Origin of the sequence: Nocardiopsis sp. LOL_012 (assembly GCF_048060475.1) — a bacterium.
Taxonomy (GTDB): domain Bacteria; phylum Actinomycetota; class Actinomycetes; order Streptosporangiales; family Streptosporangiaceae; genus Nocardiopsis.
Genome location: NZ_JBHMIV010000019.1, coordinates 56,389 through 81,686, shown reverse-complemented (window position 1 = coordinate 81,686; position 25,298 = coordinate 56,389). Strand labels below are relative to the sequence as shown.

General features: G+C 73.2%; 19 protein-coding genes. 4 read left to right on the top strand and 15 right to left on the bottom strand.

What is annotated here, in order from left to right; genetic code table 11:
• Positions 1 to 100: 100 nt before the first annotated feature.
• From ACFHWE_RS14260 to ACFHWE_RS14210, 11 genes are all read right to left on the bottom strand, one after another.
• Positions 101 to 829, bottom strand: a complete 729-nt coding sequence (locus ACFHWE_RS14260) for a YggS family pyridoxal phosphate-dependent enzyme (RefSeq protein ID WP_416601930.1) — start codon at positions 827 to 829, stop codon at positions 101 to 103.
• Between the two features lie 150 nt (positions 830 to 979).
• Entirely contained in the window at positions 980 to 1,699 is a 720-nt protein-coding gene (gene pgeF, locus ACFHWE_RS14255) for a peptidoglycan editing factor PgeF (protein ID WP_416601928.1), read from the bottom strand.
• Positions 1,700 to 1,909: 210 nt separating this feature from the next.
• The gene (gene ftsZ, locus ACFHWE_RS14250) at positions 1,910 to 3,433 is read right to left on the bottom strand and encodes a cell division protein FtsZ (protein WP_416601926.1); all 1,524 of its coding nucleotides are present in this window, start codon (positions 3,431 to 3,433) and stop codon (positions 1,910 to 1,912) included.
• 484 nt (positions 3,434 to 3,917) lie between these two features.
• Positions 3,918 to 4,694, bottom strand: a complete 777-nt coding sequence (locus ACFHWE_RS14245; protein WP_416601924.1) for a cell division protein FtsQ/DivIB — start codon at positions 4,692 to 4,694, stop codon at positions 3,918 to 3,920.
• 43 nt (positions 4,695 to 4,737) lie between these two features.
• Positions 4,738 to 6,192: a UDP-N-acetylmuramate--L-alanine ligase gene (gene murC / locus ACFHWE_RS14240; protein WP_416601922.1), complete on the bottom strand. Its 1,455-nt coding sequence runs from the start codon at positions 6,190 to 6,192 to the stop codon at positions 4,738 to 4,740.
• Positions 6,189 to 7,349, bottom strand: coding sequence for an undecaprenyldiphospho-muramoylpentapeptide beta-N-acetylglucosaminyltransferase (gene murG, locus ACFHWE_RS14235; RefSeq protein WP_028647757.1), 1,161 nt, complete (start codon positions 7,347 to 7,349; stop codon positions 6,189 to 6,191). The genes murC and murG overlap by 4 nt, the downstream gene beginning before the upstream one ends.
• Positions 7,346 to 8,770: a putative lipid II flippase FtsW gene (gene ftsW, locus ACFHWE_RS14230; protein ID WP_416601921.1), complete on the bottom strand. Its 1,425-nt coding sequence runs from the start codon at positions 8,768 to 8,770 to the stop codon at positions 7,346 to 7,348. Before ftsW ends, murG begins: the two co-directional genes overlap by 4 nt.
• Before the next feature lie 164 nt (positions 8,771 to 8,934).
• Positions 8,935 to 10,377, bottom strand: a complete 1,443-nt coding sequence (murD, locus tag ACFHWE_RS14225; RefSeq protein WP_416601919.1) for a UDP-N-acetylmuramoyl-L-alanine--D-glutamate ligase — start codon at positions 10,375 to 10,377, stop codon at positions 8,935 to 8,937.
• A complete protein-coding gene (gene mraY / locus ACFHWE_RS14220; RefSeq protein ID WP_028647753.1) occupies positions 10,362 to 11,435 on the bottom strand; it encodes a phospho-N-acetylmuramoyl-pentapeptide-transferase in 1,074 nt (357 codons plus the stop codon). Before mraY ends, murD begins: the two co-directional genes overlap by 16 nt.
• The gene (locus ACFHWE_RS14215; protein ID WP_416601916.1) at positions 11,432 to 12,886 is read right to left on the bottom strand and encodes a UDP-N-acetylmuramoyl-tripeptide--D-alanyl-D-alanine ligase; all 1,455 of its coding nucleotides are present in this window, start codon (positions 12,884 to 12,886) and stop codon (positions 11,432 to 11,434) included. The genes mraY and ACFHWE_RS14215 overlap by 4 nt, the downstream gene beginning before the upstream one ends.
• 354 nt (positions 12,887 to 13,240) lie before the next feature.
• Positions 13,241 to 14,902: a UDP-N-acetylmuramoyl-L-alanyl-D-glutamate--2,6-diaminopimelate ligase gene (locus ACFHWE_RS14210; RefSeq protein ID WP_416601915.1), complete on the bottom strand. Its 1,662-nt coding sequence runs from the start codon at positions 14,900 to 14,902 to the stop codon at positions 13,241 to 13,243.
• 160 nt (positions 14,903 to 15,062) lie between these two features.
• Here ACFHWE_RS14210 and mmuM point away from each other — a divergent pair, with 160 nt between their 5' ends.
• A complete protein-coding gene (mmuM, locus tag ACFHWE_RS14205; RefSeq protein ID WP_416601979.1) occupies positions 15,063 to 15,977 on the top strand; it encodes a homocysteine S-methyltransferase in 915 nt (304 codons plus the stop codon).
• Here mmuM and ACFHWE_RS14200 read toward each other — a convergent pair.
• The 4 genes from ACFHWE_RS14200 to mraZ form a co-directional block, all read right to left on the bottom strand.
• A complete protein-coding gene (locus ACFHWE_RS14200; protein ID WP_416601913.1) occupies positions 15,974 to 17,941 on the bottom strand; it encodes a peptidoglycan D,D-transpeptidase FtsI family protein in 1,968 nt (655 codons plus the stop codon). The two genes, mmuM and ACFHWE_RS14200, sit on opposite strands and share 4 nt — an antisense overlap.
• Positions 17,938 to 18,414: a hypothetical protein gene (locus ACFHWE_RS14195; protein ID WP_416601911.1), complete on the bottom strand. Its 477-nt coding sequence runs from the start codon at positions 18,412 to 18,414 to the stop codon at positions 17,938 to 17,940. Before ACFHWE_RS14195 ends, ACFHWE_RS14200 begins: the two co-directional genes overlap by 4 nt.
• Positions 18,415 to 18,422: 8 nt before the next feature.
• Positions 18,423 to 19,424 (bottom strand): 16S rRNA (cytosine(1402)-N(4))-methyltransferase RsmH, encoded by a 1,002-nt coding sequence (rsmH, locus tag ACFHWE_RS14190; RefSeq protein ID WP_416601909.1) that lies wholly within the window; start codon positions 19,422 to 19,424, stop codon positions 18,423 to 18,425.
• Positions 19,425 to 19,697: 273 nt separating this feature from the next.
• Positions 19,698 to 20,129: a division/cell wall cluster transcriptional repressor MraZ gene (gene mraZ, locus ACFHWE_RS14185; RefSeq protein ID WP_028647747.1), complete on the bottom strand. Its 432-nt coding sequence runs from the start codon at positions 20,127 to 20,129 to the stop codon at positions 19,698 to 19,700.
• 477 nt (positions 20,130 to 20,606) lie between these two features.
• On the opposite strand from mraZ, the gene ACFHWE_RS14180 reads away from it, so the two are divergent.
• Genes ACFHWE_RS14180 through ACFHWE_RS14170 form a run of 3 tightly spaced genes read left to right on the top strand, consistent with a single transcriptional unit; the run spans position 20,607 to position 25,197 of the window.
• Positions 20,607 to 21,596, top strand: coding sequence for an AAA family ATPase (locus ACFHWE_RS14180; RefSeq protein WP_416601908.1), 990 nt, complete (start codon positions 20,607 to 20,609; stop codon positions 21,594 to 21,596).
• 56 nt (positions 21,597 to 21,652) lie between these two features.
• On the top strand, positions 21,653 to 22,849 hold the full coding sequence (locus ACFHWE_RS14175) for a DUF58 domain-containing protein (protein ID WP_416601978.1): 1,197 nt from the start codon (positions 21,653 to 21,655) through the stop codon (positions 22,847 to 22,849).
• A complete protein-coding gene (locus ACFHWE_RS14170) occupies positions 22,846 to 25,197 on the top strand; it encodes a transglutaminaseTgpA domain-containing protein (protein ID WP_416601906.1) in 2,352 nt (783 codons plus the stop codon). Before ACFHWE_RS14175 ends, ACFHWE_RS14170 begins: the two co-directional genes overlap by 4 nt.
• Positions 25,198 to 25,298 lie beyond the last annotated feature (101 nt).

Here is a 25,298-nt window from a genome sequence, read left to right as displayed (position 1 = left end):
CCGCAGCCAACTCCTCCATCATCACCCGTCCCGCCTCAGCGGTGCGGTGTGCCCATTCGGGCGAATCCCGCAGACAGGCCCCAAGGTCTATGTGGGGACATTACCCCACCAGCGGCGGCCGTTCCCCGAGCAACGCCGTACCGATCCGCAGGTGTGTCGCGCCGTGTGCGATCGCCTCCTCGAGGTCACCGCTCATACCCGCGGAGACCGCCGTCGCACGAGGGTAGCGATCGCGCACGCGCCTGGCGACCCCTTCGAGCCGGGCGAAGGCCGCCTCGGGGTCCCCTCCCCTGGGTGCCACCGCCATCACACCACCAAGGGTGAGCGCCTCGTGCTCTTCGACACGCCCCGCCAGCTCCAATATGTCGGCCGGATCGGCCCCGCCACGGGGTCCGACCACCCCCGAGCGCGCACCGGCGTCCAGGTCGACCTGGACCAGACAGGTCAGACGGCGTCCGGCGGCCGCGGCACGCTCCCCCAGTGCCCGCACGAGCCGGCCCCGGTCCACCGAGTGCACGACGTCGGCGTAGGAGGCCACCGACCTGGCCTTGTTGGTCTGCAACTGCCCGACGAAGTGCCAGGTCAGATCCAGATCGGCGGTCGCGGCCGCCTTCGGCGCCGCCTCCTGGTCGCGGTTCTCCCCGACCTCGGTGATCCCGAGCGAAGCCAGGACTCGCACGTCACTGGCCGGGTAGGTCTTGGTCACCGCGATCAGGGACACCTCAGCGGGGTCGCGGTCGGCCTTGGCACACGCCGCGTCGATCCTGGCCCGCACCGCGTCGAGGTTGGCACGGACCCCTTCCACACGCGCGGGGTCGAGGTCTGGCACGGTCCTCCCTTTCCGTTCCCGGGCCGGCCGGGGATGCTTCCGGAGCGGCCCGCTCCCCGCCACGGCGGGGGCACCGGTCGCCGCGGGTACCAGGGTAGGGCCACGGAACCGGAACGGACACGGGACCGGCCCGTGTCCCCGGCCCCGGGGTCAGGAGCGCCAGACGAAGGAGGCCAGCCGCCCGGTCGGCGCCCCGCGCCTGTGGGAGAAGAGCTCCTCGCTCTCCAGCGTGCACCGGCCGTCCGCGGTGATGTCCGCCACACCCGCACGGCGCAGTTGGGCGGTCACCGCCGCACGCATGTCCACCCCGGCGGTGCCCCAGCGGGTAGTGCACTCCGCCTCGGGTGCCTCCCTCGCGGTCTCGGCCTGGACCTCGGGCGGCACCTCGTAGCACCGCCCGCAGATCGCCGGCCCCAGGAAGACCGACAGTCGGTCGGCCCGCGCCCCCTGCGCGACCATCGCCTCGACCAGGCGGACGGCCACCCCTTGGGCCGTGCCCAGCCGCCCCGAGTGGGCGGCGCCCAGGACACCCGCCCCGGTGTCGGCGGCCAGGACGGGGAGGCAGTCGGCGGACAGGGCGGCCAGCACCACGTCGGAGCGGGTCGTGACGACACCGTCGCAGGTCCCCACCCCTCCGGGACCCTCGGCCACGAGCACGTCCGCGCTGTGCACCTGGTTCATCCACGCCACCCGTTCGGCGGAGAAGCCCAGGTTGCGTGCGGCGGCCTCCCGGTTGGCCAGGACCGCCTCCCTCTCGTCCCCCGTGCCGAGGCCGAGGTTGAGCGAGTCGTAGGGCGGCGCGCTCACGCCGCCGGTGCGTTCGGTCACGGCGGCGCGGGCCCCGCGCCCCAGTTCGATGACGTTGCCCATCGGAGGTGTCCGTGGTCCTTCCGTTGCCGAGGCCGGCCGATACCGGCGTCCCGACCTTTCTACCCGGAGGGTCCGCGGCGGTGCCCCCCGCCCCGGGCAACGGCGAAGGCCCCGGCACGGGGCCGGGGCCTTGCGGGCTGTGTTCCCTTCGGGCCGCCCGCCACCGCCCTCAACGGACGCCTGCGGCGCGGCCCCTCCCGTGCTCGGGGCCTACTTCAGGAACTCGGGCACGTCCAGGTCGTCGGGGTCGTCGAAGATCACCCGGCGGCGGGGCGTGGGCACCTCGCCGCGCCGCTCCACCGGCTCGGAGACGGGGCGGACCGGCGCGGACCGCGCGTCCTCGGCCTCCTCGCCGTCCCGGCCCGTCCATGCGGCGTCCTCCACCGCGGAGGTCTGCTCGCGGCGCGGCTCGTAGGAGGTCCGGTAGGACACCGGCTCCGCAGGCGGCTCCGGCTCGGCGGGCGCGACCGGCTGCGGGGCGGGCTCGGGGTCGAGCGGCCGGACCGGCTCCGCGGCGCGGGGCGGCTCGGCGGGACGGACCGGCTCGGCGGGCCGCACGGGCTCCGAGGTCCGGGGCTCGGGGCGCTCGGACTCCACCGGGCGTGCGGGCTCGGCGGGAGGGGTGGGCTCGCTCTGGGGCCGGGCCAGGCGGGCCGGAGGGGTCCAGGGGCCGTCGGCCGCCGCGCCCCCGGAGGAGGGCAGTGCGGACGGCTCCCCCGCGGCGGGCACGGACCCGGTCCCGGTGGACTCGACGGGGCGGTGAGCCCGCTCGGAGACCCCGCGCAGCTCCGGCTCATCGAAGCCCGCGGCGATGACCGTGACCCTCACCTCATCGCCCAGCGCGTCGTCGATGACCGCACCGAAGATGATGTTGGCCTCGGGCGCGGCCGAGTTCGCCACCAGTTGCGCGGCCTCGTTGATCTCGAACAGGCCCAGGTCGGAGCCGCCCTGGATGGAGAGCAGCACGCCGTGGGCGCCGTCGATGCTGGCTTCCAGCAGGGGTGAGGAGATCGCCATCTCGGCCGCCGCGACGGCCCGGTCGTCCCCCCGCGCCGATCCGATGCCCATGAGCGCCGATCCGGCCCCCGACATGACCGACTTGACATCGGCGAAGTCCAGGTTGATCAGTCCGGGGGTGGTGATGAGGTCCGTGATGCCCTGCACACCCGAGAGCAGGACCTGGTCGGCCGCCTTGAAGGCGTCCAGCACACTGACCTGGCGGTCGGAGATGGACAGCAGCCGGTCGTTGGGGATCACGATGAGCGTGTCGACCTCTTCACGGAGCATCGCTATGCCCGACTCGGCCTGGGTGGCCCGCCGCTTGCCCTCGAACCCGAAGGGGCGGGTGACCACGCCGATGGTGAGGGCCCCCAGGGAGCGGGCGATGTTGGCGACCACGGGCGCGCCTCCGGTGCCCGTGCCGCCGCCCTCCCCTGCGGTGACGAAGACCATGTCGGCCCCCTTGAGGACCTCCTCGATCTCCTCTCGGTGGTCCTCGGCGGCCTTGCAGCCGACGTCGGGGTTGGCTCCGGCTCCCAGGCCGCGCGTGAGCTCGCGGCCGACGTCGAGCTTGACGTCGGCGTCACTCATCAGCAGCGCCTGAGCGTCGGTATTGATGGCGATGAACTCGACGCCCTTGAGCCCCTCTTCGATCATCCGGTTGACGGCGTTGACACCGCCGCCGCCGATGCCGACGACCTTGATGACCGCGAGGTAGTTCTGCGGTGCTGCCACGACGAGGGGCCTTTCCGCTCGCAATACGCCGTTCCCCACCGTGTCCGGGGCCGTGGGCCGCCGGAGACGCCGCGGGGACGGCATCCGGTTTACTCCATGCGTTTCGGGCTCCTCCGCGCGTACGGCGCTCCCGACGCCGACGCCCGGGGACCCGGGGCCACCTGAATCCCGCTCCCCGCCCTCCGCGGGCGCGGTCCGCTCAGAAGGCGGACCGGAACGGTTCCTGTGTACCCCGAAAAAGCGTGTTTTACTACGTTCTTACGGTGGTTGTGCTTCCCGACAGTAAGTGGACCGCCGGTCACGGGCAACCGATGCTGGCCTCAGCCTAACCGCGCATAACGCGGAGAAGCGATGTGCAGACCCGGCGCGTCGCGTCTGGAATGTCCGCGCCGACCAGCCAAACGACCCGAAGGAGACCCCGCCGGGAGCCGGGGACCGCCTTCTGCGGGGCTTTGCGTTCCTTTCCCCGTTCCTGGCCGCCCCTTCACCGAACGATGGCCAAACCCGGGTTCGCCACGTCGTAGAGACGCCCCTCCTCCTGGGGGTGCTCGCGGATGAGAACGCGCAGGACCTCGCTCTTGTCCGCCGTCGCCGTGGCGTCGCCCCACTCCACGAGCGAACCGTCCCCGAGTTCGAGTTCGATCGCCTCGGCGTCGGTGGCGTCGATGAGCTGGATCCGCGCCAGGAGGGAGTCCGGGGCGGCCTCGACGATGTCGGCGGCGGCGCGGACCGCCGCGCTGCCCGCGACCTCCCCCGTGACACGGACGACGGGGTAGGCGCCGGGCCGGGTCGGCGCGTCCTCGATCCGCACACCGTCCCCGTCCACCAGCCGATACCCGTCACCGGCCCGGACCGCCAGCAGGGGCTGGCGCTCGACCACCTCCACGTGGAGAGCGGCCGGCCAGCTCCGGGACACCGTCACCGACTCGACGAGTTCGATCGCCTCCACCCCGGCCGCCCCGCGGTCGAGGTCGACACGGACCAGCGGTGTCCCCGTGGCCACGTCGACCGCGGCGACGACCTCCCGCTCCGACACCCGCTCCAGGCCGGTGACGGTGACCTCGCGCACGACGAGCAGCCGCGAACCGAGCAGGACCCAGGCGACGACGCAGACCAGGGCGACCACGAGCAGTACCACGAAGGTGAGCTTCCACGGATCGGACCCGAGCCGCTGTGCCTCGGGCTCCCCGGCCGCGGGGCCGGGGCCCGCTCCGGTGCCCTGTCCCGTCCCGGCCTGGTCCGGCCCCCGTACCCCGCTCACCGATCGCCTCGCTCTCCGCACACTCCGGCACGCGGGTGTGGCCTCAGCCCTCCGCGCCCTCCAAGGGCCCGGAGAGCCGCTCCACGATCCGCGGCCCCAACTCGGTCACATCACCGGCCCCCATGGTGAGGACGATGTCACCGGGTCGCGCCAGCCCCGCCACGGTACGCACCGCCTCGTCGCGCCCGGGCACGTACCGGACGCGGTCGTGGGGGACGCGGGAGGTGATGAGCTCACCGGTGACCCCCGGTTCGGGGTCCTCACGAGCCGCGTACACCTCCATGACCACGACCTCGTCGGCGAGGCCGAGCGCGGCTGCGAACTCCTCCGCGAAGATGCGCGTGCGGCTGTACAGGTGGGGCTGGAACAGGGCGACGATCCGTCCGCCGGGCGCCGACTCCTCCACCCCATCCTCGGGGAAGGAGTCCAGCGCGGCACGGGTGGCGCGCAGGTCGGCCTCGATCTCCGTGGGGTGGTGGGCGTAACTGTCGTAGACGGCCGCGCCGCCCGCGACCCCCTTGAGTTCGAAGCGCCGCGCGGCGCCGGCGAAGTCGACCAGGCCCTCGGCCGCGATCTCCAGGTCGTGGCCGAGTTCGTCGGCCACCACGAGCGCGGCGGCGGCGTTGAGCACGTTGTGGCGCCCGGGGACGGCCAGGGTGCCCTCGACCGGGTCGCCGTCGGCGGGGGCGAGGGTGAAGTCGGTGGTGAAGCCGCGGGCGGCGACCCGGGTGACGCGGTAGTCGGCGTCGGCGGCCTCGCCGTAGGTGAGGACCCTCTTGCCCCGGTCCCGGGCGATGGCGGCGACCCGGCGGGCGCCCGGGTCGTCGATGCCCACGATCAGCGTGCGCTCGACGCGGTCGACGAAGGAGGCGAAGCCCGCGTGGATCTCCTCGATACCGCTGTAGTTGTCGAGGTGGTCGGCCTCGACGTTGGTGACCACGGCGATCTTCGGGGAGAGCATGAGGAAGGAGCCGTCGCTCTCGTCGGCCTCCACCGCGATGGCGGGTCCGATCCCGGCGTCGGCGCCCAGCCCGGTGGTGACCAGCTTGCCGCCGATCACGTACCCGGGTTCGGCACCCAGGTGCTGGAGCACGACGGTGACCATCGAGGTCGTCGTGGTCTTGCCGTGGGTGCCGGAGACCGCGATGCCCTCGCGGCCCAGCAGCAGCGCGCCGAGGGCGGCGGCCCTGGGCAGGATCCGCAGGCCGCGGCGGCGCGCCTCGGCGAGTTCGGGGTTGTCCTCGCGGATGGCGGAGGAGACCACGAGCGTCTCGGCGGCACCGAGGTGCTCCGCGGCGTGGCCGACGTGGACCTCGGCGCCCATCTCCTCCAGTTCGCGCAGGTTGTCGGAGTCGCGGGCGTCGCTGCCGGAGACCTCGACCCCCGCCTGGAGCAGGACGCGGGCGATCCCGGACATGCCGGCGCCGCCCAGTCCGATGAAGTGGGTGCGCCCGAGCTTGTCCACGGGTACCGGCTCGGTGGGCGGGATCAGGCTCATCGGGCGTCCTTGCCGTCGTCGGTGTAGGCCTCGTCCGCGTCGTCGTCGGAGATCGGCATGTCGGGGGTGGGCTTGTCGCCCCGGGCGATGGCGAGCACCTCACGTGCCAGGGCGGTGTCGGCGTCGCGTCGGCCCATCCGGGCGGCGGCCTCGGACATGTTGACGACCCGGTCGGTGTCGGTGAGCAGCGGGATGAGCTGTGTGGCGATCCACTCCACCGAGACGTCGGCGTTGCCCACCATGACACCGCCGCCCGCCTGGACGATCGGCTCGGCGTTGAGGGCCTGCTCACCGTTGCCGATGGCCAGCGGGACGAACGCCCCGGGCAGGCCGACGGCGGTCAGCTCGGCGCAGGTCAGCGCGCCGGAGCGGCACATCGCCACGTCGGCGGCGGCGTAGGCCATGTCCATGCGGTCCACGTAGGGCACCGCCACGTAGGGCACGCCGTCCTGCGTCAGGTCCTGGGGCTCGTCGGCGTTCTTGGGGCCGACGACGTGCAGGACCTGCACCCCGGCGTCCCTGAAGTGGGCGGCGGCGGCGAAGGCGGTCTCGTTGATGCGCTGCGCGCCCTGGGAGCCGCCGAAGATCAGCAGGGTGGGCAGGTCGTGGCGCAGCCCGAAGTAGGCGCGGGCCTTGTCGCCCATGGCGAGCCGGTCCAGCGCGGTGATCTGGCGACGCAGCGGGATGCCGATGAAGCGCCCGCCCTTGAGTTCGGCGTGGGGGTGCCCGGTGTACACGTGCGGGGTGAGCCGGGCGCCCAGGCGGTTGGCCAGTCCCGGCAGCGGGTTGGCCTCGTGCACGACGATGGGGATCTTGCGGCGTTTCGCGGCGAGGTAGCCGGGGGTGGCCACGTAGCCGCCGAACCCGACGAGGACGTCTGCCTGGATGCGGTCGAGCTGCTCGCCCGCGGCGCTGAGCGCGCCCGCGAGCTTGCCGGGGACCGTCAGGAGACCGGGGGTGAGCCTGCGGGGCAGGGGGACCGCCGGGATCAGACCGAGTTCGTACCCCCGCATGGGGATCAGCCTGGTCTCCAGGCCCCGTTCGGTTCCCAGGCAGAGGATCTCCGTGTCGGGGTCGACGCGCAAGAGCGCGTCGGCAAGAGAGAGTGCGGGCTCGATATGCCCGGCCGTGCCGCCTCCGGCAAGGGCTACCCTCATCGTCGCCGATCCCTCCTTGGCCGGTCTCCCACCGGGACCGGACCGCTACTGTTCTTGGCCGTTGTCCTGGCACCGCCGCGCGCGGGTCGGGGGACGCCCGGCGTCGTGGTGCGCCTGGAAGGCGCGGTCCCGCCCCGCTTGGGCGGGGCTCCGACATTCTCCAGGCCCAGCCAGCTTAGAGCCCTTTGCACCCGGCCGGGACCCCGGGCCGCCAGCGTCTTCGCCGCCTCGGGCTCGGTCTTGGCCAGGGCGAGCAGCACGCCGAGGGCCACCATGGTCGGGATGAGCGCCGAGCCCCCGTAGGAGACCAGGGGCAGGGGGATACCGGTGACGGGGACGAGCCCGATGACCGCGGCGATGTTGATCATGGCCTGGCCGAGCACCCACGTGACGATGGCGGCGGCGGCCAGGCGGGCGAAGGGGTCGGTGACCCGGGTGGCCACGCGCAGACCGGCGTAGCCGAGGACCCCGAACAGGCCCAGAACCAGCAGGGTGCCGATGAGGCCGAACTCCTCCCCTATGATCGCGAAGATGAAGTCCGACTCCGCGAACGGCAGGAAGCCCCACTTCTCGCGGCTGGCGCCGATGCCCACGCCGAAGACCCCGCCGGTTCCCAGGGCGTACAGGCCGTGCAGCGACTGGAACCCGGCGTCGGTGGGGTCGCTGCCCGGGTCGAGGAAGACCGTGACCCGGGCGATGCGGTAGGGCTCGATGGCGATGACGATGGTGGCCAGGGCCAGCACCAGCCCGAACATGGCCACGAAGAGCTTGCCCGGCGCGCCCACGACCCACAGCAGCGACAGGAAGACCAGCAGCAGGACGAGGGTGGTGGACAGGTCCGACCCCAGCAGCACGAGCAGGGCGAGCAGTCCGCAGCCGGGCAGCAGCGGGAAGAGCAGGTGCCGCCACTCGGTGAGTTCGCCCAGTTCCTCCTTGCGGGCGAGGATGTTGGCGCCCCACAGCGCGAAGGCCAGCTTGGCGGGTTCGGAGGGCTGGATGCTCACCCCACCGATGTCCAACCAGCGCATGGCGCCGTTGACCTCGGTGCCTTGGAAGGCGGTGAGCAGCAGCAGCCCCACCGAGACGATGATCGCCGGGTAGCCGACGACCCGGAAGATCCCCAACGGCAGGTGGGAGGCCAGGATCATCAGGGGGAGGCCGAAGAGGGCCGACACCATCTGCTTCTGGAACATCGAGAAGGCCGAGCCGGTCTCGGTGATCGAGTCGACCATGGTCGAGGACAGGACCATGACCAGGCCCAGGGCGATGAGCATCACCCCGGTTCCCAGGACCAGGTAGTAGGAGGTGAGCGGACGGTCGAGCGACCGCGCCCACTCACGCCACAGGGCGCGTTCGCGTCCCCGTCCGCCCGCCGACTTCGCCCTCGCCCCGGACACACCGGGCACCACTGTCGTCGCCATCCGCACCCTCCGCACGATCCGCGCCTCAATAGTGGCGTACCGGCGGGTCGGTACCCGTGGACATTTACCGCGTGTTGGCCATCTTCAGCATCCGAATCGGTGGTGCCGGGCACAGTGGAAGCCCCCAGCGCACGAATTATCACGCAAGGGGACGGTTGAACTACTCAGCGCCTGCGCTTGACCGCCTCGGCGAAGAGGCGGCCCCGCTCGGGGTAGTTGGTGAACATGTCCATGGAGGCGGCGGCCGGTGCGAGCAGCACGGTGTCCCCCTCCTCCGCCATGTCGGCGGCGGCGGCGACCACCGCGTCCATCACGGTGTGCCCCTGCGGGGCGTCCTCGGCTGGGCCCTCGACCTCGACCACGGGGACCTCGGGCGCGTGTTCGGCCAGGGCCTCGCGCAGCCGCGCCCGGTCGGCGCCGATGAGGACCGCGCCGCGCAGGCGACCGGCGGCCGAGGCCACGAGTTCGTCGACGTCGGCGCCCTTGAGCAGCCCGCCGGCGATCCACACCACGGAGGGGTAGGCGCAGAGCGAGGCCGCCGCGGCGTGCGGGTTGGTGGCCTTGGAGTCGTCGACGTAGTCGACCCCGGCCACCACGGCGACGTGGGCGATGCGGTGCGGTTCGGGGACGAACGCGGCCAGTCCGGCCCTCACCGAGGCGGGGGCCACCCCGACGGAGCGCGCCAGAGCGGCGGCGGCCAGGGCGTTGGCCACGTTGTGGGGTGCGGCGGGGCGCACGTCGGCCAGGTTCGCGAGTTCCTCGGCGCTGCTCGCCGGGTCCTCGACGAAGGCGCGGTCGACCAGCAGGTCCTCGACCACCCCCAGCTCCCCCGGCCGGGGGGTGTCCAGACGGAGCCCGACCAGCGGCGTGTGCGGGTCGCCGTCCTCCTCGGCCAGGCGCGTGGACCAGGCGTCGGCCGTGTTGGCCACGCGGAGGGTTCCGCGAGCGAAGATCCGGCCCTTGGCCCGGGCGTAGGCGGTGATCCCGCCGTGCCAGTCCAGGTGGTCGGGGGCGACGTTGAGGACGGCGGCGGCGTGGGGGGCCAGGCTGGAGGACCAGTGCAACTGGAAGCTGGACAGCTCCACCGCCAGGACGTCGTGGACGCGTCCGTCGGCGTCGGGCAGCACGGCGTCGATGACGGGGGTGCCCACGTTGCCCACGGCGAGCGCGTCGCGCCCGTCCGCGCGGAGCATCGCCTCCAGCATGCGGACGGTGGTGGTCTTGCCGTTCGTACCCGTGATGGCCAGCCACACCTGGTCGGCGGGCTTGAGCCGCCAGGCCAGCTCCACGTCCCCGATGACCTCGATGCCCGCCTCGGCGGCCCGGACCAGGAGCGGGGAGTCGGGGCGCCACCCGGGCGAGGTGACGACCAGGTCGCAGGGGCGCGGCAGGGGCGTGTCGCCGAGGACGACCTCGGCCCCGGCCGCGGTCAGCTCGGCGGCCACCGGACGGGTGGTGCCGTCGTCGCGGCCGTCGACGACGACCACGCGCGCCCCGCGCTCCAGGAGCACCCGGGCCACGGGGGGACCGGAGACGCCCAGGCCAGCGACGCAGACGTGCCTTCCCTCGAAGGCGGAGCGGTGGTGCGGCATTACCTCGGCATCCATTCCAGGTAGAACAGTCCGATCGAGATCGCCACGAACAGGCCCTGGATGATCCAGAAGCGGATCACGATGGTCGTCTCGGCCCACCCCTTGAGCTCGAAGTGGTGCTGTAGGGGGGCCATGCGGAACACGCGCTTGCCGGTGAGGCGGAAGGAGCCGATCTGGATCATCACCGACATGGTGATGATGACGAAGAGGCCGCCGATGAGCAGCAGCAGGAGCTGGGTCCGAGTGGTGATGGCCAGGCCGACGATGAGGCCGCCCAGGGCCAGGGAGCCGGTGTCGCCCATGAAGATCTTCGCGGGCGGGGCGTTGAACCACAGGAACGCGATGCACGAGCCGAGCGCCGCCGCCGCGACCACCGCCAGGTCCAGGGGGTCTCGGACCGTGTAGCAGTTGTCGGCGAGGTAGGCCACGCAGGACTGGCGCAACTGCCAGTTGCCGATGAGGACGTAGGCGACCAGTGACAGGATGGTGGCGCCGGTGGCCAGGCCGTCGAGGCCGTCGGTGAGGTTGACCGCGTTGGAGAAGCCGACGATGAGGAACAGGGCCCAGAGGATGAACAGGCCGATCATCAGCGGGGGGCCGAAGTCTCGGAGGAGGGAGAGGCTGGGGGCGGCGGGGGTGTAGCCGTAGCCGTTGGGGAACATGGTGACGCCGTAGGCGAAACCCACGCCGACCACGGCCTGACCGACCATCTTCGCGCCGCTGCGCAGGCCCAGGCTGCGGCGCTTGTAGATCTTGATGAAGTCGTCGAGGAAGCCGACGCAGCCCATCCCCACGAAGAGGAACATCACGAGCAGGCCGGAGGCGGTGGGGCCCGTGGCGGAGGGCTGGATCAGCCACAGTGCGAGGTGGGAGCCGAAGTAGCCCAGTACCGCGCCGAGGATGATGACGATGCCGCCCATGGTGGGCGTGCCCTGCTTGGTCTTGTGCCCCTCGGGCCCGTCGTCGCGGACCTCCTGGCCGAACTTGAACCGGTAGAGGAGTTTGATCAGCGGCGGCATCAGCGCCATGGACACGATCAGCGAGATCGCCGCCGCGATGGCGATACCGATCACTGGGCATCACCCTTGGTGATGAGGTCGATAACCCTTTCGAGCGCTGCCACCCTCGATCCCTTCACAATGACGACGTCTCCTGCACGCATCCGCTCGCGCACGGCCGGGGCCGCCCGCTCGGCGTCCGGAACCCGGATGCACTCGCCGCGCCACCGACCGTCGCGGGCGGCGCGCTCGGCGCCGACGGCGATCCCCTCGGCCCCCTCGCCGACCACGACCAGGTGGGACACGCCGGTCTCTGCGGCCATCTCCCCCACCCGTTCGTGCTCCGCCTGGTGGGCCTGCTCCCCGAGCTCGCCCATGAGGCCGAGCACGGCGATGGAGCGCCGCTCCCGGGCGAGGGCGCCCAGGGTGGTCAGTGCCGCGCGCATGGACTCGGGGTTGGCGTTGTAGGCGTCGTTGACGAGCGTGACGCCGTCGTGCTCGGTGACCTCCATGCGCCACCGGCTCGCCGGGACCGCCGCGCCGAGTGCGGCGGCGATCGCCTCGATGTCCATGCCGAGTTCGTCGGCGACCGCGGCGGCCGCCAACGCGTTGTGTACCTGGTGGGCGCCCACGAGCGCCAACCGCACCCGGGCGGTGGAACCGTCCAGGTGAAGAGTGAAGGAGGGTGCCCCGGTGTCCTCCAGGACCACATCCGAGGCACGTACGTCGGCGTCCTCGGCCAGACCGTAGGTGACCACCCTGGCCCGGGTGCGCGCGGCCATCGCGTTCACCCGGGGGTCGTCGGCGTTGAGGACGGCCACGCCACCGCCGCCGCGCCGCTCCCCGCCGGGCGGGAGCGCCTCGACGAGTTCCCCCTTGGCGCGGGCGATGGCGTCCCGGCCGCCGAACTCGCCCATGTGGGCGCTGCCGACGTTGAGGACCACCCCGATGCGGGGCGGCGCCACACGGCACAGGTGGGCGATGTGCCCGATCCCGCGGGCCGCGACCTCCAGGACGAGGTGGCGGGTGCCGGTGTCGGCGCGCAGCACCGTGAGCGGGTGGCCGATCTCGTTGTTGAACGATCCGGCGGGCGCCACGGTGGGGCCGAGGCCGCCGAGGACCTGGGCGACGAGGTCCTTGGTGGTGGTCTTTCCGGAGGAGCCGGTGATCCCGACGATCTGGGCGGCGTCCGCGCCCCGGGCGGGGTCGCTCAGCTCTCTGGCCACGTAGGCGGCCAGGCGGGCCAGGGCCGCGACGACCGCCTCGTCCCCTCCGCCGTCCACCAGCAGGTGGGGCGCGTCGACGGGCCGGGAGGCCAGGACGGCCACCGCACCGGCCTCGACCGCGGCGGCGGCGAAGTCGTGCCCGTCCACGCGCTCGCCCTTGAGGGCCACGAAGAGCGCCCCCGGTGCCGCTCCGCGGGAGTCGATGACGACGGGACCGTCGACGACACTGTCGGGGCGCGCCGATCCGCCGATGGCGGTCTGGGTGATCTCGGCGATCCGATCGAGCGTGAGCGCGATCAAATCCACTCCTCATGTCAGGCCCGGCTCACGGCGCCGCAGGGGGCACTCGGCCGCCCGGCCGGAGTTTCAGGTCAGGGGAAGGCACCGCGGATACCGTGTGCGGTGTCGTACGGGCCGTACCGAGCAGCGCGGCCCTCGCCGCTGCCGTGTGAGCCACCGTGGGCGACACGTTTCCGGGCTGCGATTGCCTACCTTAGAACATGTTGGGGTGTCCGGGGTCCTCCTGGGGCCCGTGTGGAGCAATATGCGCCACTTCGTAACCCGCCCGAGCACGCAGAACACGACGATCAGAGCACGCGGCGCGCCGGGGTGCGGTATGCGCGCGCCCCGGCGCGTCGCCCGCCGAAGGGCCGCTCACCCCTCGTCGGGCACCCTGTGGATGTCCTGGAGGGCGAAGCCGAGGCGTTCGCGGGCGCTGACGCTGAGGCGCTCCTCCAGAGCCCGGGCGAGCACCTCGCGGTCGTCGAAGGGCACCACGCGCCCCTTGGCGTACTGGCCGGTCTCGTGCCCCTTCCCGGCCACGACGATCACGTCGCCGGACCCGGCCCGGTCCACGGCCAGGGCGATGGCCTCGGCGCGGTCGAGTTCGACGGTCACGTGCGCGCGCTGTTCCTCGGGCACCTTGGCCACGCCCTCCAGCACGGCGGCGGCGATCGCGACGGGATCCTCGCTGCGGGGGTTGTCGTTGGTGATGATCACCTGGTCGGCGAGGCGGGCGGCCGCCTCGCCCATGAGCGGGCGTTTGACGCGGTCCCGGTCGCCTCCGCAACCCACGACCATGGTGAGCCGGCCCCGCGTGGTGGTGCGCAGGGCGGACAGGACCGCTTCGATCGCCCCCGGCTTGTGGGAGTAGTCGACGATGGCGGTGACGTCCTGTTCGACGCCGGGCACGGTGCGGACCACCACGGGCTCCATGCGGCCGGGGACCCCGGGTGCGGCGGCGACCCCGGAGATCGCCGCGTCCAGAGGGATCCCGGCCTCGACCAGGCCGACGATCGCGGCCATGGCGTTGGAGACGTTGAAGGGCCCGGGCAGGGCGACGGAGGCGGCCGCCTCCATGCCGCCGGGGCCGACGACGCGGAAGGTGCTGCCGGTCACGCCCAGGGCCACGTCGACGGCGCGCCAGTCGGCCGGTATCCCGTTGGCCGGCGCGGCGTCCGAGCAGCCCTCCACACCGAACGTGGTGACGGGGACGGCGCCGTCGGCGCGCACCATGTCCACGAGCGCGCGGCCGAAGCGGTCGTCGGTGTTGACGACGGCGATCTCGCAGTACTCGGGGGTGAACAGGCGGGCCTTGGTCTCGAAGTAGTCGCGCAGGTCCGTGTGGAAGTCCAGGTGGTCCTGGGACAGATTCGTGAAGACGGCGACGTCGTAGCGGGTGCCGCCGACCCGCCCCAGGGCCAGGGCGTGGCTGGAGACCTCCATGGCCGCGGCGGCCACGCCGCGTTCGCGCATGAGGGCGAACAGGCCGTGCAGGTCGGTGGCCTCCGGGGTGGTGAGCGAGGAGGCGACGCGCTCGTCGCCGACGCGCATCTCGACGGTTCCGATGAGGCCGGTGCTCATGCCGGCCCGGCGCAGGCCGGACTCCACCAGGTAGGTGATGGTGGTCTTGCCGCTGGTCCCGGTGGTACCGATCAGGAGCAGGTCCCGTGCGGGGTCGCCGAAGACCCACGCCGCCGCGGTGCCGAGCGCGGCCCGCGCGTCGGGGACGACCAGGACCGGCAGTCCGGACTCCGACGCCCGTTCCGCGCCCTCGGGGTCGGTGAGGACGGCGGCGGCGCCCGCCTCCGCGGCCTGGGCGCAGAAGACGGCGCCGTGGACCCGCGTCCCGGGCAGGGCCGCGTACAGGTCGCCGGGGCCGACCCGGCGAGAGTCGTGGGTGATGCCGCGTACCTCCTCGCCGGGCACCTCGGCGGCGGGTTCGGCGCCCGTGTGCGGGCGCAGGAGCGTGGTTCCCGGCCCGAGCAGCGTCGCCAGGGCGGAGAGCGGACGTGGCTGAGTGTGTTCAGGTCGCATTACCGGTGGCACGAGTGGAGGTTAACGGCTGCGGAGGCCCGCTCGGTAATTTCCACGCTGCGGCCGACGCGGAATCCTCCTGTGGGCGTTTCTCCCAGGTTACGCAAGGTTCCTCCGAGTGGCAGACTGCCGGGGGGACGGGGTGACGGGGGTGGCGGCGATGGCCGCGTACGTGTTCGGGGAACGGCCGCTGGTGTTGGACGGCGGCCTGGCGACACGTCTGGAGTCCTACGGGTACGACCTGGGCGGCGGCCTGTGGTCGGCGCGGCTGCTGGCCGAGGCACCGGAGGCGGTGCGCCGCGTGCACAGGGAGTACCTGGAGGCGGGTGCGGACGTGGTGATCGCCGCCGGGTACCAGGCGAGCCTGCCGGAGCTGGCCGCCCGGGGGTTCGGGGAGGCCGGGGCGCGGGCGCTGGTGGCCTCCTCGGTGGAGCTGGCGCTGCGGGAGCGGGACGCCTTCGGTTCGGGGCTCGTCGCCGCGGGGGTGGGCCCCTACGGCGCGGCTCGCGCGGACGGGTCCGAATACACCGGCCGCTACGGCCTGGACGAGGACGCGCTGGTGGACTGGCACCGCGAGCGCTGGCACCTGCTGGCCGGTGCCGGGGCCGACCTGGTGGCGTGCGAGACGGTCCCGTCCCTGCCCGAGGCACGGGCCCTGGTGCGCCTGATGGCGGAGACGCCGGGTGTGCGCGCGTGGCTGAGCTTCACCTGCTCCGACGGCGGCCACATCAGCGACGGCACCCCCCTGCGCGAGGTGGCCGCCGAACTGGCCCCGTGGCACGCCGACGGTGCCCTGGTGGCGGTGGGGGTCAACTGCACCGCGCCCCGGTTCGCCGCCGAGGCGGTGCGCGCGGTGGCCTCGGCGGGTCTGCCCGCGGTGGCCTACCCCAACTCGGGCGAGGTGTGGGACGCCCGGCGGCGGCGCTGGACCGGTGCGGGCGACCCCGAGGCGTTCGGCAGGGCGGCCGCCCGGTGGTGCGCGGAGGGCGCCGTGCTCGTGGGCGGGTGCTGCCGCACCGGCCCCGAGCACATCCGGTCCGTCCGCTCCCACCTGGACCGGAGCCTCCCCCTCTAGCCCTCGTCCTCGAACAGGCGGATGGCGGGCGGCTCGGTGCCGGTCGGCGGGACCTGCATGGAGCGCAGCGCGAAGGACATGATGTCGTTGAACACCGGCCCGGCGGCCTCACCGCCGTAGTAGCTCCTCTGCGGGTCGTGCAGGACCACCTGGACCACCAGTTCGGGGTCGTCGGCGGGCGCGAACCCTGCGAAGGTCGCCGTGTAGCCGCCGCCCCGGTAGCGCCCGGTCTCGGGGTTGATCCGGTTGGCCGTACCGGTCTTGCCCGCCACGCGGTAGCCGTCGATGCGCGCCTGGGGCGCGGTGCCCTCGTCGCTGGTGACCGCCTCCAGCATGAGCGCGAGCTGCCGGGCGGTCTCCTCGCTGACCACGCGGCGGCGCTCGCCCTCCTCCGACGGGGTGAACCCGCCCTCGGCGTCCACGGTCCCGGCCACCACGCGCGGTTCGGCGCGCACACCGCCGTTGGCGATGGTGGCGTACACCGAGGCCATCTGGGCGGCGTTGACGGAGACGCCGTGGCCGATGGAGACCGAGGGCAACTGGGTCCCCCACCAGTCGTCGGGGTGGGTGAGGATGCCGGCCTCCTCCCCGGGCAGTTCGAGCCCGGTGGGCTGGCCGAGGCCGAAGTCCTCCATGTACGAGTGCAGGACGCCCGCGCCGACCTCGTCGGCGATCTGGATGGTGCCCACGTTGCTGGACTGGGCCATGATGCCGTTGACCGTCAGACGCTGTGTGCCGCTGTTGGTGGAGTTGCGGAAGGTCTGGTCGTAGTACTGGATCGAGTAGGGAACCGTGTAGACGGTCTCGGGGGTGGTGATCCCCCGCTCCAGGGCCGCACCCATCGTGATGACCTTGTTGGTGCTGCCCGGTTCGAAGATCTCGTGCACCGCGCCGTTGGCCCAGTCCTCCTGGTCCGCCTCGAAGACCTCGCTCTGGGAGTAGGAGGGGTAGTCGGCCATCGCGAGGATCTCACCGGTCGGGCGCATCACGATCACGCTGCCGCCCTCGGCCTCCAGTTCGTCCACCCGCTCGGCGAGGACCTGGTAGGCGTACCACTGGACGTCGCGCTCCAGGGTCAGGCGCACGTCCTGTCCGGGGACGGGTTCACGGACGAGCCCGCCGGCCATGGGGATCTGCGTGCCGTCCATGCCGACCTCGACCTGGCGCTTGCCCTGCTGCCCGGCGAGTACGGAGTCGAGGTAGCCCTCCAGGCCCTCCAGTCCGTGGCCCTCGTCCCCGACGAAGCCCACGAGGTCGGCGGCACCGGTCTCCTCCGGGTAGGACCTGCGGTAGTCGACCTGCGCCCCCACCCCGGACAGGCCCAGGTCGCGCAGCGCGGCCCACTCCCCGGGCAGGACACCGGTCGCCACCACCTGGTAGCGGCTGGGCTTGGCGTCCACCGCCTCCGCCACCTCGTCCTCCTCCAGGCCGAAGCGGGAGACGAGTTCGTCCACCAGCCGGTCGCGCTCGTCCGGCTCGACCTCCTCGGGGTCGACGAAGACCCGGCGCACCTCCACCGACAGTGCGAACGGGGCGCCGTGGACGTCGGTGATCTGCCCGCGCAGGGTGGGGATGTCGATGGTCTGCAGGCGCATGTTGGAGGCGGCCTCGGCGTAGGTCTCGGCCTCCAGGCCCTGGATCTGGGTGAGCCGTCCGGCGAACAGCAGCAGGATCACGACGATGAGCACGCCGCCGAACCTGATCCGCTTGCCCGGGTCGCCCCGCTGGAAGGTCCGTCTGAGCAGCGGCGGGGCCGGCGGCGCGGCACGGTGACGGCGCGCCGCGCGCTCCCGTTCGCGGCGGCGGCCGTGGGAGGGCCGACCGGTGGGGCGCGCGCGGGTGCGCGCGGCGCCGTCGGGGCGGGTGGCCCCGGGTCTGGGCTGCTGGGCCGGCCGGGCCCCGGTCCGGTTGGCCGCGCCGGGGCGTCTGGGGTCGCGGGGGCGCCGGTCGCGGGGCGCGCTCACCGGCGGCCCTCGTCGTCCCCGGTGATCTCACCGTTGTCCAGGTCCAGGAAGAGCGGGGCCTCGCCGGTCTGCTCCATCCCCATGTCCTCGGCCTCCTCGGCGATGCGCTCGGAGCTCTCCAACCGGGAGACCCGCTCCTGGAGCTGCTGTTCGATGTAGGCCAGTTCCCGGTTCTCCGTCTGGAGCCGGGCGATGGTGAAGGTCTCCTGGGCGATGACGCTGCGCAGCAGGAGCAGGCTGACCAGTGCGCCGCCGAGCAGGCACAGGATGAGCAGGACGAAGGGGATGCGCGGCGCGCGTCCACGACCGGTGCGGGCGGGGCCGCCCGGGGGCTGGGTCGCCGCGCGGGTCGCTCTGCCCTCGGTCGGGGACGCCGTGCCTTCGCGTCGACCCGTCTCGGGGCGTGTCCGGGTGGTCGGAGTACCCGTCCCCGCGCGGCGGGGTGCGCGCCGCGTCTCCGTGCTCGAACTCATCTGTCTCCCTAGCTGAGCGCGTGCGGCGACGGTCGGCGCACGCGTTGGGCCGCGCGGAGCCGGGCCGACTGCGCGCGCGGGTTGCGCTCGTTCTCTTCGTCCGTGGGCGGTTCCGCTCCCCGGGTGAGGAGTCGCAGCTCCGGCTGGCGGTCGGGGAGGGGCACCGGGAGGTCGGCGGGGGTGGTGTCGGTGGCCAGGGCGGCCAGCGCCCTCTTGGCCATCCGGTCCTCAAGGGAGTGGTAGGAGAGCACGGCGATGCGCCCGCCGAGCGCGAGGCGGGAGATGGCCGCGGGCAGGGCGCGTTCGAGGATGGACAGTTCGGCGTTGACCTCGATGCGCAGGCCCTGGAAGGTGCGTTTGGCGGGGTGTCCTCCCGTACGGCGGGTGGCTGCGGGGATGGCCGCGCGGACCAGTTCGGCCAGGTCGCGGGTGGAGGTGATGGGGCCCTGCGCACGGCGGCGCTCGATCGCGCGGGCGATGCGGGAGGCGAAGCGCTCCTCGCCGTAGGTGCGCAGGACGCGGGTGAGCTCGGCCGGCGGGTAGGTGTTGACCACCTCCGACGCGGTGAGGGCCTGGGTACGGTCCATCCGCATGTCCAGGGGGGCGTCGTGGGCGTAGGCGAAGCCGCGTTCGGTCTCGTCGAGCTGGGGCGAGGACACCCCGAGGTCGAGCAGGACGGCGTCGGCCTCGCCCGCTCCGGCCTCGTCCAGGGCGCGCGGGATGTCGGAGTAGACCGCGTGGACGAAGTGGGTGCGGTCGGCGTAGGGCGCCAGCCGGCGGGCGCTGCGCTCCAGGGCGGTGGGGTCGCGGTCCACACCGACCAGGCGTGCGCCGGGGCAGGCCCGGAGCAGGGCCTCGGAGTGGCCGCCCAGGCCCAGGGTGCCGTCGACGAGCACGGCACCGGGGGTGTCGAGTGCGGGAGCGAGCAACTCCACGATCCGGTCGAGCATGACGGGCACGTGCAGGGGGTCTGGTTCCCCCGGGTGCTCCGGTCGTCGGGTCTCCCCCACGCTGTGCCGCTCCTCCACGCTGTCGCCCTCTCCCCCGGGATCCGCCGCGGCGCGCGGGTGCGCCTCGCGGGTTCCGCGTGGCCCGGCCGGGAGCCGACCGGACCTTCGGAACACAGGCGCCATTGTCCACCTTCCGGCGGACCCACGTGCGCGGCCTGGCACCGGGGAAGTCGCGCCAGCCCGCTCGCGCCGTGACCGAAGGCCCCGGACGGACACCGGTCTGCGAAGGGTGTGATGGTCGTGCCGCTCGCTCCGGCGCGGGTGGCGCCGGCCTCACAGCACTCCGGGTAGCACCTCCTCCGAGAGTCGCGCGAAGGCCTGCTCCTGCTCCGCCTCGTACTCGGCCCAGGCCTGTGCGGCCCAGATCTCCAGCCGCGTGTTGGCGCCGACGACGACGCACTCGTGCTGAAGCCCCGCGTACTCGCGCAGCTTCTGCGGGATGGTGACCCTGCCCTGTTTGTCACAGGACTCGTCCGAGGCGCTGGCGAACAGCACCCTGCCGTAGTCGCGAACCGCCTTGGCGGTGACCGGAGCCGAACTCAGCGCCTCGGTGACGCGCCGGAACTCCTCCATCGGAAAGACGTAGAGGCAGTGCTCCTGGCCTTTCGTGATCACCAGTCCCCCCGACAGTTCGTCGCGGTACTTCGCAGGGAGGAACAGCCGCCCCTTCTGGTCGAGGCGTGGCGTGTGAGTGCCGAGAAACACCGCGCCACCTCCTCGCCCTCGCTGTGGGGCGTTCACCCCCTCCACGATGCCCCACTCTACTCCACCGTCCCCCACCGTCAACAGCTCCGAACCGTGTCCACTCCGGCTTCGATCAGCGAAGACGCAGGTCATCCCGGTGGCTTCGGGTGGGGTGCCCGCCCCTGGCCGGGGTCCGCCTCCTTCGGGCGCCGACACCCGCGGAAGTCCGCCAGACCGAAAACCGTTCGGGCAGCGCCGAACCGCACCCACGGCCGACACCCGGGTACCTGCGGGAACGCGGTTCCGGACACCGGGGGCGCCTCCGGGGCACCTGTGACATGAGTGGCCAGTAAGCCCATCCGCCCACGTACGGCGCCATCCGACCCGTACCGGTAGCGAACGGGGGCCGATTCCGACACTTCGGTTTGCAATCGCTCGGAATGGCTCTAGCCTCGGACCGACACCGAAACACGGAGCTCAGGGAAGCGGGAGGGTCTCGTGTCACTCGGCACACAGCACGGCGGCCAGGGGGGCGTCCACACGGACGTCGGCGCGGTCGTCGCCGCCGCCGACCGCATCCGCCACGCCATCGGAACCGTCATCGAGGGCAAACCGGAGCTCCTGCGCATCACGCTGACGGTGCTCCTGGCCGAGGGCCACCTGCTCATCGAGGACGTCCCCGGCGTCGGCAAGACCATGCTCGCCAAGGCGCTCGGCCAGGCGGTGGACTGCTCCGTGCAGCGGATCCAGTTCACCCCCGACCTTCTGCCCAGCGACATCACCGGCGTGAACGTCTACCACCAGGACCGGAACGCGTTCGAGTTCAGCCCAGGGCCGGTGTTCGCCAACATCGTGCTGGGCGACGAGATCAACCGGGCCTCCCCCAAGACCCAGGCCGCGCTCCTGGAGTGCATGGAGGAGCGCCAGGTCAGCGTCGACGGCCGCTCGCGCACCCTGGAACGGCCCTTCATGGTGGTGGCCACCCAGAACCCGTCCGACATGGAGGGCACCTACGCCCTCCCCGAGGCGCAGCGGGACCGGTTCATGGCCCGCGTGTCGGTCGGCTACCCCGCGCCCCAGGCCGAACTGGACATGATCGACTCCCACAGCGCCCGCTCACCCCTGACGGACCTGGCACCCGTCTCCAACTCGGCCCAGATCCGCCACCTGGCCGAACAGGTGGGCGCGGTCCACGTCGCACCGGGCATGCGCCGCTACGTCGTCGACCTGGTCAACTCCACGCGGACCAGCCCCGACCTGCAACTGGGCGCCTCCCCCCGGGCGACCCTGCACCTGGTGCGCGCCGCCCGCGCCTACGCCGCCCTGGACGGCCGGCACTACATCGTCCCCGACGACGTCCAGGCACTGGCGGTCCCCGTGCTCGCCCACCGGCTCGTCCTGGCCCCCGAGGCTCGCATGGAACGCATGAGCGCCGAGCAGGTGGTCGCCAAACTGGTCTCCCGCCTCCCCGTCCCCGGGCCGCAGTGACACCGGCGACGCCCGACGGCCGGGCGCACCGCACCCTCACCGTCCGCGGCGGGACGATGCTCCTCCTGGGCGTCCTCTCCCTGGTGGCGGGGGTGGTCATCGGGCAGCGCGAGATCGTGGGCCTGGGCGCCCTGCTGACCGCTGTGCCACTGGCCGCGGCGGTCACGGTGGCCGGCACCGCCGCACGGATCACCCAGAGCCGGGCGGTGCTCCCCCCGAGGGTGCCCGCCGGACACAACGCACGCGTCCTGCTCCGGCTGGGCAACACCTCCCCGATGTGGGCGGTGGCCTCCGTGTTCCTGGAGGACACCCTCCCCGTCCCGCTGGGCGGGGCACCCCGGTTCACCCTCGGCCGCCTGGCCAGGGGCGCGGTACGCGACGTGACCTACCTGGTGCGCCCCGCCGTACGCGGCGGCTACCCGCTGGGACCCCTGCGCGTGGAGGTGGTCGACCCCCTGGGGTGCGTGCGCGTCACCCGCTACGTGGGGGCACCCTCCCTCCTGCTCGTCACCCCCGCGACCGTGCCCCTGGCCCCGGTCGGGGCCACCGACGGCTCCCAGAGCGGGGACGCCCCGCGCAGCGCGGTGTCCAGCGCGGGAGAGCAGGACCCCGTTCCGCGCGAGTACCAGCACGGCGACGACCTGCGCCGCGTGCACTGGCGTTCGACCGCCAAGCACGGAAGGCTCATGGTCCGCCGCGACGAACAGCACCGGCGCGAGAGCAGCGCGGTGCTCCTGGACACCCGCGCCTCGGCCCACCTCGGAGCCGGGCCGCACGGATCCCTGGAGACCGCGGTGGGCATCGCGGCCTCGGTCTCCGTGCACCTGGCCGACCTGGGCCACGGCCTGCGCCTGCACACCGAACTGGGACGTGTGCGCACCCCCTCCTCCGGCAGCACGTTGGACGCGCTGGCCGTGGCCGAGCCCTCCGGCATGCCCGGCCTGCTGGACTCGATCGACACGCTCGGCTCCCACCACGGCGAACCGCCCGGCACGGTCGTGGCGGTGCTCGGGGCCGTGTCCGCCGAGGAGGCCGCGGCACTGGCCGACCTCTCCCGCGGAACGCGCGTGGCGGTGCTGTGCACCCGCGCCGCCTGGCCCTCCGCCGACGCCCTGCACGGCACCGCGCGGGTCCTGGAGTCCGGCGGCTGGCACGTCCTGCCCGTCGGCGACCTGAGCGAACTGCCCGACCTGTGGCGGGGGGTCGCCTCGACCGCGAAAACACCCACCGCCCTCGGGAAGGGACCGCGTTGAGAGCCCTCATGCCCCTGGCCGCACTGGTCGCCCTGCTGACGTCCCTGCCGCTGCTGGGCACGGTCGTGACGGGCTCCGGCTGGTGGGTGCCGGCCGCGGTCATGATGACCGCCGCGGCCGCCGCCTCCGCCCTGTACCGTCTGAGCGGCTGGAGTTCCCTGGCCGTGCCGTTCCTCCAACTGCTCGCGGCGGGCGCGGTCGCCACCCCGCTGTTCGCGGCCCACACCGGCTGGCTGGGCCTGGTCCCCACCGGCGAGACCGTTTCGGCCCTGTACCTGCTCCTGGACCAGGGGATCCACGACATCGACTTCAGCCCCCCGCCGGTCACCGCCTCCACCGGGGTCATGTTCATCATGGCCCTGGCCTTCACGGTGTTCACGGTGGCGGCCGACTTCCTCGCGGTGACCGCACGCTGCCCGGGGCTGGTCGGGGCGCCCGTCCTCGCGATCCTGGCGATCCCCCTGACCGTGAACGACGCCGGGGTGGGCGCCGGAGCGGCGGTGAGCGCGGCCACCGGCTTCCTGCTCCTGCTCGCCGCGGACATGTGGCTGCGGGGCCGCCAGTGGGGCCTGCGCGTCCCGGACGGCTCCGGCCCCTCCGCACGGCTCCTCAACGCGCTGCGCCGCGCCGCGGTCGTCACCGTGTCCATCGCGGTGGCCGCGGCGGCGTCCCTGGTGGTACCGCTGTCGATCCCGTTCCTGGGCAGCGGCTTCCTCTACCTCATGGCCGAGGAGGTCGGCCAGGGCCCAACGGGACCGGAGGTCATCACCACGACCGACCCGATGTCCTCCCTGGAACGCAACGTGCTCTCACTCTCCGACGAGCCGGTGCTGACCTACAGCACCGACGCCGAGGAGCCGGAGTACCTGCGCACCCACGTCCTGGACGAGTTCGACGGCGTGAACTGGACGATGTCACCGGTCGACGCCGAGGAGGAGCGCCGGGTGCGCGGCACCCTGCCACTGCCGACGGACTGGCGGTCCGGCACCGGCGGGGACACGGTCTCCACCCGGATCTCCCTGGACCCCGACACCCCGCCCATGGACTTCCTGCCGGTGCCCTACTGGCCGCGCACCCTGGAAGCGCCCGGAGAGTGGTACACCGCCCCGGAGACCCTCGCGGTGTTCACCACCGAGAGCGGGAGCACCGGCCTCAACTACACCGTGGTGTCGGCGACGGACGAGCCCTCGGCCGCGGAGCTGGCCGCCACGGGTCCGGCCCGTTCGGCACCGCAGCGCTACCTCTCGCTGCCCGAGGCCCTGGACCCGCGCGTCGCGGAACTGGCCGAGGACGTGACCGAGGGTGCGGACTCGCCCCACGCGCAGGCCATCGCCCTCCAGGAGTTCTTCAAGGGTGATTCCTTCACCTACACGCTGGAGCCCTCCCCGGTGCCCGGAGGCCGGGACCTGCTCACCCACTTCCTCCTGGAAGACCGCACGGGCTACTGCCAGCACTTCGCCGGCGCCATGGCGGCGCTCGCCCGGCACCTGGGCATCCCCGCCCGGGTGGCCACGGGCTTCACCCCGGGCGAGCGCTCCGAGGACGGACACTGGACTGTGACCCGGGCCGACGCGCACGCCTGGCCGGAACTGTACTTCGAGGGCGTGGGCTGGATCCGGTTCGAGCCGACCCCGAGCAGCCCCGACGCGCAGGGAACGGCCACCGTGCCCGACTACACCTCCGACGATCCGCCAGAACGGGACCCGGCGGAGGAGACCGAGCGCCCCGACCCCCCGGAGACCGACACCGACCAGGAGAGCGCCCCCTCAGCCGACGAGAGCGGCGGGGCGGCCGGGGACGGGTCGACCGCCTCCCCCTCGGCGTCCTCCGGGCGGGACATCGACCGGAACAGCTTCTCTTGGGCAGCGGGCTTGGTCCTGTCTCTCCTCCTACCGCTGGGCGTCCCCGCGATGATCCTCCTGCTCCTGTCCCTTCCCGCGCTGGTCCGCGCCATGCTGCGCGGGTCGCGCACGGCCGCCCTGTCCTCGGGCCCGCCGACGGCGGCCGCGCACGCCGCCTGGCGGGAACTCTGCGCCACCTCCACGGACCTGGGGATCTCCTGGGACCCCGCGGAGAGCCCCCGTGCCACGGCCGCGCACCTGACGGCGGCCGCCGAGCCGCCAGCCCCGGCCCGCGACGCCCTGATGCGCCTGGCGCTGGCGGAGGAAGCGGCCCGCTACGCCCCCGACCCTGCCCCCGTCCACGGCGCCGGCGCGGACCTGCGCACGGCCTGTGCCGCGCTGACGGCGGCCTCCTCCCGGTGGGACCGGGCGAGGGCCCTGCTGCTCCCGCGCTCGCTGGCCCCCTGGCGGCGGATGGCACCACGCCCCGTCCCCTCCCCCGCCTGAGCCGGCCCGCCGGGCACCGTGCCGTAGCGCGAGGGCGGCCGAAGGCCTCCTGGAGAGGCGGACAACGACAGCGGCGGGGCCCACACCCTCGGTGTGGACCC